General features: G+C 69.4%; 12 protein-coding genes and 3 pseudogenes. 8 read left to right on the forward strand and 7 right to left on the reverse strand.

Annotated features, from left to right (window positions below; all coding sequences use genetic code 11):
• Window positions 1-124: 124 nt before the first annotated feature.
• From ACZ7L1_RS32475 to ACZ7L1_RS32500, 6 genes are all read right to left on the reverse strand, one after another.
• Window positions 125-652, reverse strand: a complete 528-nt coding sequence (locus ACZ7L1_RS32475) for a hypothetical protein (protein ID WP_471442291.1) — start codon at window positions 650-652, stop codon at window positions 125-127.
• Window positions 606-1,568: a winged helix-turn-helix domain-containing protein gene (locus ACZ7L1_RS32480; RefSeq protein ID WP_471442293.1), complete on the reverse strand. Its 963-nt coding sequence runs from the start codon at window positions 1,566-1,568 to the stop codon at window positions 606-608. The genes ACZ7L1_RS32475 and ACZ7L1_RS32480 overlap by 47 nt, the downstream gene beginning before the upstream one ends.
• Window positions 1,559-1,711 carry a hypothetical protein gene (locus tag ACZ7L1_RS32485; RefSeq protein ID WP_471442295.1) on the reverse strand — a complete coding sequence of 51 codons (153 nt, stop codon included), beginning with the start codon at window positions 1,709-1,711 and terminating at the stop codon, window positions 1,559-1,561. The genes ACZ7L1_RS32480 and ACZ7L1_RS32485 overlap by 10 nt, the downstream gene beginning before the upstream one ends.
• Window positions 1,712-1,845: 134 nt before the next feature.
• Window positions 1,846-2,334, reverse strand: coding sequence for a flavin reductase family protein (locus ACZ7L1_RS32490; protein WP_234518359.1), 489 nt, complete (start codon window positions 2,332-2,334; stop codon window positions 1,846-1,848).
• 106 nt (window positions 2,335-2,440) lie between these two features.
• A complete protein-coding gene (locus ACZ7L1_RS32495; RefSeq protein WP_471442297.1) occupies window positions 2,441-3,310 on the reverse strand; it encodes a dioxygenase family protein in 870 nt (289 codons plus the stop codon).
• Window positions 3,303-4,436, reverse strand: coding sequence for a maleylacetate reductase (locus ACZ7L1_RS32500; protein ID WP_471442299.1), 1,134 nt, complete (start codon window positions 4,434-4,436; stop codon window positions 3,303-3,305). The genes ACZ7L1_RS32495 and ACZ7L1_RS32500 overlap by 8 nt, the downstream gene beginning before the upstream one ends.
• A 697-nt stretch (window positions 4,437-5,133) precedes the next feature.
• Between ACZ7L1_RS32500 and ACZ7L1_RS32505 the strand changes: the two genes are divergently transcribed.
• The 8 genes and pseudogenes from ACZ7L1_RS32505 to ACZ7L1_RS32540 all read left to right on the forward strand — a co-directional run bounded on the left by ACZ7L1_RS32505 (window position 5,134) and on the right by ACZ7L1_RS32540 (window position 13,338).
• Complete coding sequence (locus tag ACZ7L1_RS32505) at window positions 5,134-5,994, forward strand: DMT family transporter (RefSeq protein WP_471442301.1); 861 nt, start codon at window positions 5,134-5,136, stop codon at window positions 5,992-5,994.
• 158 nt (window positions 5,995-6,152) lie between these two features.
• Window positions 6,153-6,771, forward strand: a pseudogene (locus tag ACZ7L1_RS32510) (CoA transferase subunit A); the annotation flags it as partial.
• Window positions 6,759-7,788 (forward strand): annotated as a pseudogene (locus ACZ7L1_RS32515) (thiolase family protein); the annotation flags it as partial. The pseudogenes ACZ7L1_RS32510 and ACZ7L1_RS32515, both read left to right, overlap by 13 nt.
• A 101-nt stretch (window positions 7,789-7,889) precedes the next feature.
• Window positions 7,890-10,067: a GAF domain-containing SpoIIE family protein phosphatase gene (locus ACZ7L1_RS32520; RefSeq protein WP_471442303.1), complete on the forward strand. Its 2,178-nt coding sequence runs from the start codon at window positions 7,890-7,892 to the stop codon at window positions 10,065-10,067.
• Between the two features lie 148 nt (window positions 10,068-10,215).
• The gene (locus ACZ7L1_RS32525; protein WP_471442306.1) at window positions 10,216-10,836 is read left to right on the forward strand and encodes a TetR/AcrR family transcriptional regulator; all 621 of its coding nucleotides are present in this window, start codon (window positions 10,216-10,218) and stop codon (window positions 10,834-10,836) included.
• On the forward strand, window positions 10,833-11,588 hold the full coding sequence (locus ACZ7L1_RS32530) for an SDR family NAD(P)-dependent oxidoreductase (protein ID WP_471442308.1): 756 nt from the start codon (window positions 10,833-10,835) through the stop codon (window positions 11,586-11,588). Before ACZ7L1_RS32525 ends, ACZ7L1_RS32530 begins: the two co-directional genes overlap by 4 nt.
• 58 nt (window positions 11,589-11,646) lie before the next feature.
• Complete coding sequence (locus tag ACZ7L1_RS32535; RefSeq protein WP_471442310.1) at window positions 11,647-12,525, forward strand: ABC transporter substrate-binding protein; 879 nt, start codon at window positions 11,647-11,649, stop codon at window positions 12,523-12,525.
• A gap of 43 nt (window positions 12,526-12,568) precedes the next feature.
• Window positions 12,569-13,338, forward strand: a pseudogene (locus tag ACZ7L1_RS32540) (transposase).
• A gap of 69 nt (window positions 13,339-13,407) precedes the next feature.
• Here ACZ7L1_RS32540 and ACZ7L1_RS32545 read toward each other — a convergent pair.
• Window positions 13,408-13,842 (reverse strand): VOC family protein, encoded by a 435-nt coding sequence (locus tag ACZ7L1_RS32545; RefSeq protein WP_471442312.1) that lies wholly within the window; start codon window positions 13,840-13,842, stop codon window positions 13,408-13,410.
• Between the last annotated feature and the right edge of the window lie 342 nt (window positions 13,843-14,184).

Consider the following 14,184-nt stretch of genomic DNA (forward strand, 5'->3'; position numbering starts at 1 on the left):
AGTGCCGCTGCAGGCCGGCCGTCGCGGAACGCGTCCAGGGCTTCGTCGCTCAGCATGCGCGCCGGCCCATGGCGTCCGGCCAGCAGGGCGCGCAGCGCCCGCTGGCCCGGCGCGCGGACGAGCGTCAGGCGGTGCCCGGCGGCATGCGCGTCACGGGTCGCCTCGCCGAGCAGCTCGCCTCGGCCTCCTCGTACCGCGAGGTCCACAGCAGAGCGGTACCGCGGGCCGTACAGGCCAGGGCACGCCAGGAAGTCAATGGGACGGTGCTGGCGAAGACGGTTTCGGCGAGGCGGTCGCCGGTCAGGATCTCCCCCTGGAGCCAGCAGGCCACGGCCTGGGCGACGGCTGCCGCATCAGACACCGTACTGCCCTCGCCGACCGTCTCCGCTACCGGCTCCCTGAGCCGGACCACGTCCAGCCAGCGCCGGGCCGTTTCCGGAGCGCCCCTCGAGAGAGCCGCCATCGCCGCCACCACGCACAGTCTTGCGTCGGCGGCGACCGTGCGGGGCGGCAAGAGCTCCAGCCACCCCGCGACCTCCCGGCTGCGGCCTGCCGAGATCGCCTGTTCCCAGTCCTGGAGTATCGACGCGACGGCGGCGGCCTCGTCACCGCCCCGCACCCAGTGCCGTACGGCCGCGATCGCCTCCGCCATGCCGTGAGTACCACCGAGCCGCCGATCGGTGCAACGGCACGGCGGTCTCCGGCCCTTCGGATCCGAGAAGGTCGCAGAACAGCGCGGACAGTACGCGGTGACGCCGGTATGCCGAGGAATCGGCGGCGACGGGTACGAGCAGTTGGACGGTCCGTGCGAGCTCACGCAGCAGCACGCCCGCCCGGTCCCCGGCGAGGGCCCGGCACGGCCCGGCGCTCAGCTCGTCGAGCACACTGGTGCGGAGCAGGAACCGGCGCTGTTCGGTGGTGAGCCGGTCGAGCACTTCGGTGGCCAGGTACTCGGTGACCGCTCGCCTGCCACGGGCCAGGCCGGCCCTCGTGTCGGCATCGTCCGACGAGCGGGCCAGTGCGCGTCCCATGATGCACAGTCCCGCCGCCCACCCCTCGGTCGCCTCGTACAGCGCGCTCGACATGTCCGGGGCCGGAGCGGACCCGAGCAGATCGGTGAGCACGGCGTGCGCCTCCTCGGGGGTGAAGGCCAGGTCGTGCTGGTCGAGTTCCGCGACCGCGCCCCGAACGCGCAGGGTCGGTACGGGTCCACCCGGTACGTGACGGGTCGACAGAACGACGCGAAAGCCCTGCGGAAGCCCAGTCAGGAAGTCCGAAAGGCTGCGGACCGCGTCGACGTCCGTGATCGATTCCACTCCGTCGAGGATCAGCGCGAGCGGTCCCTGTCCGTCCAGTCTGGTCACGAGGCTCGGCAGGATCTCCTCGAGCCACGCGTCGAGTGTCCACTCGCCGCTTTGGGGGTGGTCGGGCAGTTCCGGTCGTAGGTGCTGCAATGCCCGCAGGATGCCGGCCGAGAGCCGGCCCGGGGCGTTGTCGTACGCGTCCAGGCTGAGCCAGGCGCACGCGCCACGAGTTCCGAGACTTCGCGCCCACTCGGTCAGGAGCACCGTCTTTCCGGCACCGGCGGCGCGGAGACCACCACCACGGGCTCGGCCGACGCGTCCCGCCGGCGCAGCAGCCGGGGGCGGGTCAGCAGGTGCGGGGGCTGGTCCGCAGGACGCAGCTTGAAGGTCGGCACGGAGCTGGTCATGGCACCTTCGATGGAGTCGTCGGGACGAGCTGAGCCCCCGGCGTCCGTGGCTCGCCCGCAGGAGCAGAACGCCGGGGGCCGTAGTGGTCCGGGTCAGGGGTACAGCAGCCTCTGTCGGGCCGCTGTCACCAGCGCTAGCAGGGGGGCCTGAGCGTGCCGAAGTCTCCGCCGAAGTGGAGCAGCGGCCGGCCTTCCACCCGGTGTTCGAAGTGGCGGACGTCGCCCACGAAGATGGTGTGATCGCCGCCGGGCAGTGCCGCGGCGACATCGCACACGACAGCCGCGATGGCGTCCTTCAGCACCGGCACGCCGTGGTCGTCGATGATCTCCACACCCGCGAACTTGTCCGGCTTGGAAACGGCGAAGTTCCGCGCGAGGTGCTCGCTGTCCTCGCCGAGGACGTTGACGGCGAAGCGACCGTGCTCCGCGATCGCGGTTCGCGTGTACAGCTGGTTGCCGATACACACGATCAGTTGGAGCGGCTCGAGGGACAGCGCGGAGACGGCGCTCGCCGTCATGCCGATGGCCGTGCTGCCCGAGCGTGTGGTGATCACGCTGACGCCTGTGGCGAGCCGGCTCATCGTGGCGCGGAAGCCGAAGACCTTGTCGAGGGTTTCACTCATCTGAGGACCTCCGTGAATGCGGGGCCGAACCCCGCGGTGTGATGGAGTGTTCGGCGTCGGCCGTCCTAGTGGATGACCGGCTCTCGTCGTGGTGGCGCCGTGGGGATCAGTCCGTGACGAGGGGTTCGAGGACGAAGGTGTGGCGCAGCAGGGTGTACGGGACCTCGGTCGTTCCCCGGTAGGGCCCGGCGTCGGCCGCGTACGTGCCGTAGCGCTCGATCAGCGACTGCCTGACGCCGAACACCGGATCGGTGTCCAGGTACGGGTCGTCCGAGGGGAAGAGCATGGTGGTCACGCGCTGGAATCCCGAAGCCTCGATCAGCAGGTGCACGTGGGCGGGACGCATGAGCGACCTGCTGGTCGCGCTCATGAGTTCGCCGACCGGGCCGTCACCGGGGATCGGGTAGCTGGACGGGCGAATGGAACGGAAACCGAAGTGCCCTGTCCCGTCGGTACGGAGCAGCGCGCGCATGGCCGGCTCGTCCAAGCCGGGTACCTCCATGTCGTAGTGACCGTCCGAGTCGCTGTGCCAGACGTCCACCGCCGCATCTGCGACCGGCGCTCCCTCGTGGTCCACGACCCGTCCCTCGAAGAACAGCGGGGTACCGGGCAGACCTCCGGAGATGTCGGCGGCGTCGGCCTGCTGCGGCCGGTCCTCCCGGAAGTACGGGCCCAGCACGCTGTTCTGCGTGGCCCGGCTGGGGCGTCGGTTGGTCAGGGCGTCGACCAGCATGGTGACGCCGAGCACGTCGGACAGCAGGATGAACTCCTGACGCGTCGGGGTGCACGTCTGCCCGGTGCGCGTCAGGAAGTCGACTCCCCGAACCCATTCGTCCTGCGTCAGTTCGACGTCGCGGACGAAGGCGTGCAGGTGCCGCACCAGTGATTCCAGGATCTCGGCGACGCGGGAGTCCTTGGTGTTCCGCATGGTCGAGATCACGGCCTCGGTGATGGTGTCACTGGTCAGATCACGCATGACGCGCTCCCGTGGTGGTTGGGTGGTGGGTCGCGGACATGGTCCGGAGATGTCCGTCGCCTGGTGATGTGCACGGCTGCTGCCCTGCCCAGGCGCGGGCCAGGAGGGCGCGTACCGCCATCCGTTCGACCGGTCGCGGGTTCCAGTAGCCGTCCCGCACGATGAGTTCGGCCGCCTGCTCGATGCCCGATTCCGGCATGCCGAGGTCCCGCAGTGCCCGGGGGACGCCGAGCCTTCCCGCGAAGTCGAAGAGACCGCTCGCGGCATCAACCGCCGACAGCGCCTTCGCGATGCGTGCCATGGCCTCGGGCGCCGCCGGTGCGTTGTAGGCGACCACGTGCGGCAGGACGACAGCGTGGGTTTCCGCGTGCGGAAGCCCGAACGTACCGCCCAGCACATGGCACACCTTGTGATGCAGGGCCATGCCCACCGTGCCCAGGCACGTGCCGGCCAGCCACGCCCCGTGCAGGGCGTCGGCCCGCGCCTCGCGGTCGTCCGGACGTTGTGCGACGACCGGGAGGGAGCGGATGAGGGATTCGAGCGCTTCACCGGCCATCAGGAAGGCGAGCGGGTCCCGGTCCTGTGCGTAGAGGGCCTCCACGGCGTGCGCCATCGCGTTGATGCCGCTGACCACCGATGCCGCCGCGGGAAACGTGAACGTCAGGTCGACGTCGTACACCACGGTCTTCGGCAGCACTTCCGGCAGTCGGCGGGTCGTCTTCCGGAGCCCTTCGGTCTCTCCGAGGATCGGCGTCATCTCCGAGCCGGCGTACGTGGTGGGCAGCGCCAGCTGTGGCAGCCCGGTCCGCAGGGCGATCGCCTTGCCGAGGCCGATCGTCGAGCCACCGCCGATGGCGAGGACCGAGTCCGCTCCCACGGTCCTGGCATATGCGACCGCCTTCTGCGTGACCTCGACGGGGGTGTGCGGAGCAGCTTCCGTGAAGGTTCCCACCGCCACCGTACCCAGTACGTCGTGTACCTCCGCTGCCTGGCCCGCTTGACCGGGTGTGCACAGGATGAGCACCCGACGGCATCCGAGGGCATCAGCCTCTTCAGGGATACGGCTGCGTGTACCGCTGCCGAAGACCACCTTGGTGATCTGTCCCCGATGCACGAATGTCTTCATGAGTATTTCCCCAGTCCCGCCGTCTGCTTGGAAACAAGACTCTCGATGCTTGAATGACGGGGGTCAACGGAATCCGCGAGGGATAACGAGCGCCGGCGGTGAAATACCTTGTTCGTGGGACAGGCGCCGCGCGCGGGCTTCTGGCTCTCGACGGATATCACCCATCTGCGGGATGCCGGGGGTGCCCAGGAACTGGGATGGTGGATCCGGAAGTCTGCCAGGCAGCATATTCCTGTCGAAATCACCGAAAGGACGTCCGATGGGTCCGCATTGACGGGCGGCGAGGGTTCACGCAAGAGAGCGCGCAAACCCAGGAATCCGGGCACTTTTCGTGCGTTTCCCAGGCCAGGTGCCGGCAGTCCGGCACGCACCTGATCCACGGCTGAGATCCGGCCGTCGCCCCCACCCCGGGAAGCCGCCACTCGAGAGATCGCCGACATCGCGCAGACAGCCGTCGGCACAGTACTGCGCGAGTCCTCACCACGGCTGGTGATCGAGGTCACCCGGGACTACGGCGGCAGACGGGATGCACGCAGGGGCCATCGGTGCTCCAGGAGCGCATTGCACACCCATTGACAGCCCTCCGACCCGGCGTCCGGGACAGCCCCGGGCCGGAGGGCTCGAGATCTTCTCGCAGGGCCCTGAACCAACAGAGCGATAGATCATCGATCAATGCACTCGCCGACAGGAGACAACGATGCTGGCCGTGCTGTCGCCGATCTTCGCTCTCCTCGCAGCTGCAACCAACGCTCTGGGAACGGTGATGCAGCGCCGGGCCGCCACCCTCGTCCCGCAGTCCGACGCTCTGCGCATCGGCCTCATGTGGGACCTGCTGCGCACCCCGGTCTGGCTGCTCGGCATAGGCGGGGTCGTCCTCTCGGCGATGTTCCAGGGCGCCGCGCTGGCCACCGGTGCACTGGCGATCGTGCAGCCGCTCTTCATGCTGGAGTTGCCGTTCGTGCTGCTGCTCGCGAGCGTCGTCTTCGGGCGCCCGTTGCCCAGGGCCGGCTGGCTGCCCGTAGGCAGTATCGCCGTCGGCCTTGGCCTGGCGCTGTTCGCGGCAGCGCCGACCGGTGGCGCTCTCCGGGCCCCTGCGGCCCGCTGGACGGCGGTGGGAACCTGCTGCCTGCTCGCCGTGGCGGTGCTGTGCAGCGTCGCGGTCAAGCTGCCCAACGGCCCTGGTCGCGCCGCATGCCTGGGGTCGGCCGCTGCCGTCTCCTACTCCCTCACTGCCGCGCTCATGAAGTCCTCGACCGTCGTCCTCAGCCGCCAGGGTATGAGTGCCTTCTTCGCCGCATGGCAGACGTATGCGTTCGCCGCTCTCGGCGTGTGCGCCCTGTTCCTACTGGAGAACGCCATGCAGTCCGGACCACTGGTCGCCTCCCAGCCGGCCCTGACCCTCGGCGACACACTGGTGAGCCTGGCTCTCGGTGTCACGCTCTACGGGGAAAGGCTCCGTGGTGGCTGGTGGCTGACCCTGCAGGTATTCGGGCTCGCCCTGGTGGCGTATGGGGTGACCCGCCTGTCACGTCAGCATCTCATTCCCGCAAGGACGTGAAATACCGGTTCGGTACAACAAAGGCCGGCAACACAATCCTGGGATCGCAGTCAATATCGCCGATCTGCGGGATGGCCAAGTGCACCGTGGCCTCGGAGCGTGGAATCAGGTCTCCAAAATTCACGCGAGCATTCGAGGGTCCGAAGCATGTCGATAAATTGGTCAATACGACCCTGGAGGCCGTGGCGGATGTGCCGGATGACGCGTCGTTGGCCGTGGGTGGGTTCGGGTTGAGTGGCGTGCCGAACGTGCTGATCCAGGCACTGTACGAGCGGGGCGTCGGCGGGTTGTCGGTCGTCTCGAACAACTGCGGGGCAATGGATTCGGGCCTGGCTGTACTGCTCTCGGCGGGCCGGATCGGACGGGTGACGGGATCGTATGTCGGGGCGAACAAGGAATTCGCGCGCCAGTACCTGGCCGGGGAGCTGGAGGTGGAGCTGATCCCGCAGGGCACGCTCGCCGAACGGCTGCGCGCCGGGGGTGCCGGCATTCCCGCGTTCCACACCCCGGCCGGGGTGGGCACGCAGGTCGCCGAGGGCGGACTGCCCCGGCGCTACGACGGCTCCGGCGGGGTCGCGCTGGCCTCGCCGGCCAAGGAGATGCGGGACTTCGACGGCATCGACTACATGCTTGAGCACGGCATCCGCACCGATTTCGCACTGGTGCGGGCCGCGAAGGGCGACCGGCACGGGAACCTGGTGTTCCGCAAGTCCGCCCGCAACTTCAACCGGGGCCATCGCCGGCAAGGTCACGATCGCGGAGGTGGAGGAACTGGTCAGAACCGCAACGTCGCCCGCATGGCGGCGCTGCTCGCCGGCCTGCCCACCAGCGTGCCCGGGGCGACGGTCAACCGGCTGTGCGCCTCCGGACTCGAAGCCGTGATCCAGGCCGCTCGCGCCATCGCCGTCGGTGACGCCTCCATCGCCATCGCCGGCGGCGTCGAGTCCATGACCCGCGCCCCCTACGTGCTGCCCAAGAACGACAGGCCGTTCCCGGCGGCCCACGCCGAGCTGTACTCCACCACGCTGGGCTGGCGGATGGTGAACCCGGTGATGAACCCGCAATGGACCATCCCTCTGGGGGAGTCGGCTGAGCTGATCGCCGAAAAGCACGGGATCAGCCGAGAGCAGCAGGACGGGTTCGCCCTGCACAGCCACCAGAAGGCCGCCGCCGCCCAGGAAGAGGGCCTGTTCGAAGCCGAGTTGGCGGCCTTCCCCGTCCCGCAGCGCAAAGGGGGACCCCCAGCTGTTCGCGGCCGACGAGTGCGTACGCCCCGACGCCTCCCTCGCCGCGATGGCGAAGCTGAAGCCGGCCTTCCGTACCAAAGACGGCACAGTGACGGCTGGTAACGCCTCCCCGCTCAACGACGGAGCCGCCGCCCTGCTGCCGGCCGACGAGGAGGGCGTGAAGGCCATCGGCCGCGAGCCGCTGTCCCGCGTCTGTGCGACCGGAGTGTCCGCGATCGACCCCGACTACTTCGGCCTCGCCCCCGTCGAAGCCGTCAGCCGGGCCCTGGCCAAAGCCGGCGGGACCTTCGCCGACCTCGACGTACTGGAGCTGAACGAGGCCTTCGCCGCCCAGGTCCTCGGCTGCCTCGCCGAGTGGCCCGAGTTCGACACGGCGATCCTCAACCCGCAGGGCGGCGCGATCGCGCTCGGCCACGCCCTCGGCTTCTCCGGCGCCCGCCTAGCCGGCACCGTCGCCCACCAGCTCGCCCGCCGCGGCACCGGCACCGGCGTGGCCACCCTCTGCATCGGCGTGGGCCAGGGACTCGCCCTCGTCCTCGAACGCTGACACGCACGGGACGAGCAGACCGTCGTGGGGAACAGCGTCCGTGACCGGGATCGGCAGCGGCTTCCGCGCGGGGTCGGCAGGTGCGGACGTACGGTACTGGTATGTGCGCCATGCGGGAAGGCGGCACGGCGCAGCCCGATGGGCCCCGCCCCCCTTCGCCCATCGCCGGGTCGCTGCGCCGTGCCGAGCTGGACCGGCTGCTGGAGCTCGCCGTGCGCGACACGGGCGTACACGCGGGAGCGGTCTTCCTGCTGGCGTCCGACGGGCAGACCCTGCGGCTGGAGGTGACCGCAGGGATGCCGGCGGAGTATCTCGCGCCCTGGTTCGGGGTCCCTCTGTCGAGCCGCTTTCCCGTGACCGATGCGGTGCGCGAGCGGCGGCTCGTCTGGCTCGGCGACCCGGAGGAGCTCGCCCGTCGCTACCCGCGCACGGCGATCGCCCTGCCCTACTACCATGCGGTGGCCGCGGCACCGCTCCTCACCGGCACCACGGTCTGGGGCGCACTGCTGCTGTTCTGGCCCGGCGCCGGCTCCACCCGTGCCGACGGCCCGAGCCCTGAACGGGTCCGTGCCGCCGGTCGGCGTCTGGGACGGTTCCTGCGCGACGCCGCCGGCACTGGCCATGCCGTCGGTCCGGGACCCACACCCCGCACCCTGGTGCAGCCGCCCGCCCGCAAGCGGGGGCCGGCCGAGGCGCTCGCCGCAGCCGACCTCGTCGAGCGGCTGCCCTGGGGCAGTTGCTCCCTCGACCTCGAGGGCAGGTTCACCTACGTCAGCGCCACCGCCGCCGCCCTGCTGGGCGCGAGCAGCCCCGACGATCTGATCGGCACGCGTCCCTGGCAGTCCTTGCCCTGGAGCACCGACCCGGCCTTCGAGGACCACTTCCGCGCCACCGTGGTCAGCCGGAAGCCCGGCTATTACACCGCCATGCACCCACCGGACCAGTGGCTCGCGTTCGAGCTCTACCCCGACGACTCGGGGGTGAGCGTCCGCATATCGCCGACCGGTCCGGGCGGAGATTCGCAGCCGGCGCCCACCAGGACGGAAACGTTCCAGGGCGAGCCGATCCGCCTAGGCGAGGTCTACCGGGTACTGCACCTGGCCGCTGCCCTCTCCGAAACCGTGGGCGTCTCAGACGTGGTCGATCTCGTCACCGAGGAGATGCTGCCGGCGTTCGGAGCCCGGACCGTCGCCCTGCTCGCGGCCGAGGACGGCAGAATGCGGGTCATCGGCCGCAGGGGCTACAACCCCTCGCTGCTCCAGCACTTCGACGGGGTGCCGCTGACCCACCCGGCCCCCGCGGTCCGGGTCCTCGCCACCGGCGTGCCCAGCTTCTTCGCCTCCTTCGACGAGCTGTCCCGGGCCTACCCGCCCGCCCCACACCAGAAGGGTCTGCATGCCTGGGCGTTTCTGCCGCTGATCGCCTCCGGGCGTCCGGTGGGCTCGTGCGTGTTCGCCTTCGACCGGCCCCACCCCTTTCCCGACCAGCAGCGGGTCGTCTTCATCGCGCTCGCGGGACTGATCGCGCAGGCGCTGGAACGTGCCCGCCTGTACGACACCAGCAACGAACTCGCCAAGACCCTGCAGGCGGCCCTGCTCCCCGACTCGCTGCCCAACCTTCCCGGATTGGATGTGGCGGCCCGCTATCTGCCCAGCGTCCGCGGCATGGACATCGGCGGCGACTTCTACGACCTGGTCCGGGTCGACGACAGCACCGCCGCCGCGGTCATCGGAGACGTCCAGGGCCACAACGTCAACGCCGCCGCGCTCATGGGCCGGGTGCGCCCCGCCATCCGCTCGCACGCCGCCTCGGGGGCCACGCCGTCACAGGCCCTCGCCCAGGCCAACCGCCAGCTGGTCGCCATGGACCCGGGCCGCTTCGTCAGTTGCCTCTACGCCCATCTCGACCTCGCACACCGCCGAGCCGTCCTCGCCACCGCCGGCCATCCCCCGCCCGTTCTGCGTCGCCCGGACGGCCACGCCGAGGTCCTTCCGCTCCGACCCGGCGTGCTGCTCGGCATCGACCCCGACGCGGACTATCCCGCCACCGAGATCCCGCTGACCCCCGGCACCGTCCTCGCCCTGTACACCGACGGCCTCGTCGAGACTCCCGGGGTCGACATGGACGACGCCATGTCAGGGCTCGCCACCCAGCTCGCCCGGGCCTCGACCCAGCCCATGGACCGGCTCGCCACGACCCTGATCGACCATGCACGGCAGACCGCGCCCCGTACGGACGACATCGCCCTGCTGCTCATCGGCCTTGCCACCGCCGGGTAGCGCGCGCCCCGGCTGGGCTTGCACGGCAGGCACTGCGGCCGCACGGCATGCCTTGACAGCGCAGGGACCGAGGGCAACGATGGAAACTATGGAAACTAATTCAGTTCCTTCAGTTTCCCCCAGTGACGAACGGCGTGCGGACGTGATCGTGGAGGCGGCCGGCCGGCTGTTCTTCGGGTCAGGTTTCGCGCGGGTGAGCATGGACGATCTCGCTCGTGAGCTCGGGATGAGCAAGAAGACGATCTACCGTCATTTCCCGGACAAGCGCAGCCTGCTGGCCGCGGTGCTGGACCGCCAGTTCGCCGCAGTGGAGCGCACGTTGGAGGCGGCGACCGAGGAGGCGGAAGGGCAGCCGTTCGCTGTGCGGGTGCAGCGGTTCCTGATCGCGGCGGGCAGTGAGCTCGGGCGGATCGGCGCGCCTCAGCTCGCGACGGGGCGGGGCGACGCGATGCTGCGCCAGTACGTGGAGCAGCGTGTGGACGCGGTGGTCTACCGGCGGCTCGACGAGCTGTTCCGGGAGGGACACCAGCAGGGTTTGCTGCCGGCGCCGCCCGAGTTGCTGAGTGAGATCACCCGCGGCGCGTTGGAGCGGCTGCTCATGTCGGAGTTGCCGCGCGATCTGGACTGGACCGCGGCCGATCTGCTGCGGGCGACCGTCGACACCGTGCTGTACGGGGCGATCCGCCCGACAGGCCAGGGCATCGACGACGAACAACACCGGGCGGTCATCCGGACGGCCCGCGACGACGAGCAGGAGGAGGGCCCATGACCGGGAAAGCCGGCAGGGTGGCATTGGTGACGGGGGCCAGCAGCGGAATCGGCGCGGCCACGGCGCGACTCCTGGCCGCGCGAGGAATGCGCGTGGTGGTCAACTACCTCCGCAACACCAAGGCGGCCGAGGAGGTCGTGGCCGACATCGAGGCCGCAGGCGGCCAGGCCATGGCCGTGCAGGCCGACGTGCGCGAGGAGGCGGCCGTCGACAGCATGGTCGGACAGGTCCAGGCGGCTTGGGGCGGCATCGACGTGCTCGTGCACAACGCGCTCATCCCGTATGCGGTCAAGCCGTTCCAGGACATGACGTGGGAAGAACTGGGCGGCAAGATCGACGCCGAGATGCACGCGGCGTTCGCCGTCACCAAAGCCGTACTGCCCACGATGACCGAACGAGGGTGGGGACGCCTCATCTACATCGGCACCGGACTCAGCCGCCTGCCTCGGGCGGGCATGATCGCGCTGGGCGTTTCCAAGGCCGCACTCGAGCAGTTCGCGCGGTATCTCGCCCAGGAACTCGGCCCGCAGGGCATCACGGTCAACGTCGTCTCGCCCGGCCCGGTGGAGTCCCGCACCGCCGATGCCGTGCTCGACGACGCGACGAGGCAGCGGCAGGTGGCCGCCACCCCCTTGGGCCGCCTGGCCCACCCGGCCGACGTCGCCCAAGCGGTCGCCTTCTACGCCGCCGAGGACAACTCCTTCATGACCGGTACCACGGCCGCGGTCAATGGCGGCATGGCCATGTACTGACGCCCCGCTGACCTCCGCACACGCGGCCGCCTCCTTAAACGATCAAGGAAAGACGTTCATGCACACGATCGACCTGGCCTACGTCGGACGGGGCCTACACGAAGAACTCGCCGCCTACATCGCCGACCAGCAGGACTACTACGCCGAGGAGGGTGTCCACGTCGCGCTACGCGACGGCTGCACCTGGGACGTGGAACGGCTGCGCCGCTGCGCCACCATCGGGCTCGGCCGGGCACTGCTGTCACGACTGACCGACGGCACCCCGTGGGTCGCACTCAGTGTCAACACCCAACGCCCGCTGTTCTGGTTCCTCGCCCGCCCCGGCCTGACCTCCCTGGCCGACCTGGCCGGGCGGCGGCTGGCGGTCCACGCCCCGCACACCCCGCCCGGCGCATTCGCCCGGATCGTGCTGCGAAAGGCCGGCCTCGACCCGGACCGCGACGTGAAGACCATCGTCCGCTCGCCCGGCGACTACGGCATGGACCTGCGCCGGCTCAACGACGGCAGCATCGACGCCGCCTACGTCGGCAGCACCATGGCACCGGAGGCGGTGGCCGCCGAGCACGGCTGGAACGTGCTGGCCTGGGTCGGCGACCACTTCCAGATTCCCACCGTGGGCGTGGCGGTCGACCCCACCTACATCCCACCCGACGACCCCGCGGTCCAGGCCGTCGTACGAGCCCACCGGCGCGCCCTTCAGGTGATCCACGACGACCCCGACACCACGGTGCGCCACATGCAGACATTCCTCGGCGGACAGACCGCGGAAGAAGCCCGAGCCCACTACGACACGTTCATCGCGCCGTACTTCAGCACGGACGGCCAGGCCGACCTCGCTGTCGGCGACAAGGCGATCACCGCGGTCGCCGCCGAACTCGGCGTTCCCGCCGGCGTCACCGCGGCCGAGTTCTACCACACTGCGGCCACCACAGCCTAAAGGCTGTCCCGTACCTGCTGGTCACGGGTGAGATGATCTTTTGGTGTCTGGTGTGATCACGGCGTCGGAGCCCTCCTGGATAGCTCCGTTCACCGGGCTGAGCCCACGTCAGTTCGGCAAGCTCATCACCGCGTTGCGGCGTGAGGGTGTAGATCCGGTCGCAAGGGCCGACCGTGGAGCCTGCCGCTGGAGGACCGGGTGCTGCTGATTGCCGGGTACTGGCGCTCGAATCTCACCCTGCGCCAGCTGGCCCCGCTGTTCGGGGCGTCGAAGTCGGCCGCCAACCGTGTCATCGACCACCTTGGGCCGTCGCTCGCGCTCCAGAAACGCAGAAGGTTCCGCAAGGACGCCGTGCTGATCGTGGACGGCACCCTGGTCCCGACCCGCGACCACACCATCGCTGAGCAGTCGAAGAACTACCGGTACTCCACCAACCACCAGGTCGTCATCGACGCCGACTCCCAACTCGTCGTCGCCGTCGGCCGGCCGCTGCCCGGCAACCGCAACGATTGCAAGGCGTGGGAACTCTCCGGTGCGAAGGCCGCCGTCGGCCGGGCCACGGTCATCGCGGACGGCGGCTATCGGGGCACCGGCCTGCTCATTCCGCACCGCCGTGAAGGCGGCCAGACCGAATTGCCAGCTTGGAAAGAGGAGCACAACACCTCCCACCGCAAGGTCCGGGCCCGCGTCGAACACGTCTTCGCGCGGATGAAGGCATGGAAGATCCTTCGTGACTGCCGTCTGAAAGGCGATGGCGTTCACACCGCCATGCTCGGCATCGCCCGGCTGCACAACCTCGCCCTCGCGGGGTAACTCCCGCCCCATATGAGACCAGAGAGGCCCAAGGGAGGTGGCTCCCCACCTCCCCGGCTCGAAGGATGTTCAGTCGAGGCAGAACTCGTTGCCCTCGATGTCCAGCATCGGGATGCACGACTCGTTTTCCTCATCTGCATACAGCGTTTGCACGTGGGTCGCACCAAGCGCGACCAGTCGTGCACACTCGGCTTCGAGCGTGGCGAGGCGCTCGCTCCCCACGAGCCCGGTGCCGACCCGGACGTCGAGATGCACCCGATTCTTGACGATCTTGCCTTCAGGGACGCGCTGGAAGTAAAGGCGCGGGCCCACGCCTGAGGGATCACTGCAGGCGAACCATGATCCCTGCTTCTCAGGAGGCAGGGTGCGGTTGAAATCGTCCCAGGTGGTGAACCCCTCAGGTGGCGGCGGCATGACGTACCCCAACACTTCGCACCAGAAGCGAGCAAGGCGCTCAGGTTCTGCGCAGTCAAAGGTGACTTGGAACTTCTTGATCTCTGACATCGACGCAAGGTACCGCGTACCAGGGGGACCCTGCCGCTCATTTCCCCAGGCGGATCCGCCCGCCACCCGTCGTATCCTGGGCCGCCTTGAACACCAAGTGATCAAACCGAACAGTCCAGGAGAACGACGCGACCGTGGCGGCTGAGCGCCCCAGTGGTTCCCAGGATCCAGCCCTGACCAACCACCTTCAGACCAAGATCAGTTGCGGGACGGCCCTTTACTGCCAGAGAATCTCCGACTCAGGTCACTAGTGTGATGCGCCTGAAATTGCAGGCTTAAGTCTGTAGTCTGTTTTCATGTCTCGGGGTCCTCGTGCCGTCGAAGTTGTGCTGTCCGATGAGG

It is taken from the genome of Streptomyces sp. NPDC107546, from assembly GCF_055639175.1.

What these genes read in the sequence shown, in the direction of transcription:
- ACZ7L1_RS32475 (WP_471442291.1), bottom strand. Translation starts at nt 652, where the DNA reads ATGGCGGAGGCGATCGCGGCCGTACGGCACTGGGTGCGGGGCGGTGAC.
- ACZ7L1_RS32485 (WP_471442295.1), bottom strand. Translation starts at nt 1,711, where the DNA reads ATGACCAGCTCCGTGCCGACCTTCAAGCTGCGTCCTGCGGACCAGCCC.
- ACZ7L1_RS32490 (WP_234518359.1), bottom strand. Translation starts at nt 2,334, where the DNA reads ATGAGTGAAACCCTCGACAAGGTCTTCGGCTTCCGCGCCACGATGAGC.
- ACZ7L1_RS32495 (WP_471442297.1), bottom strand. Translation starts at nt 3,310, where the DNA reads ATGCGTGATCTGACCAGTGACACCATCACCGAGGCCGTGATCTCGACC.
- ACZ7L1_RS32500 (WP_471442299.1), bottom strand. Translation starts at nt 4,436, where the DNA reads ATGAAGACATTCGTGCATCGGGGACAGATCACCAAGGTGGTCTTCGGC.
- ACZ7L1_RS32505 (WP_471442301.1), top strand. Translation starts at nt 5,134, where the DNA reads ATGCTGGCCGTGCTGTCGCCGATCTTCGCTCTCCTCGCAGCTGCAACC.
- ACZ7L1_RS32520 (WP_471442303.1), top strand. Translation starts at nt 7,890, where the DNA reads ATGTGCGCCATGCGGGAAGGCGGCACGGCGCAGCCCGATGGGCCCCGC.
- ACZ7L1_RS32530 (WP_471442308.1), top strand. Translation starts at nt 10,833, where the DNA reads ATGACCGGGAAAGCCGGCAGGGTGGCATTGGTGACGGGGGCCAGCAGC.
- ACZ7L1_RS32535 (WP_471442310.1), top strand. Translation starts at nt 11,647, where the DNA reads ATGCACACGATCGACCTGGCCTACGTCGGACGGGGCCTACACGAAGAA.
- ACZ7L1_RS32545 (WP_471442312.1), bottom strand. Translation starts at nt 13,842, where the DNA reads ATGTCAGAGATCAAGAAGTTCCAAGTCACCTTTGACTGCGCAGAACCT.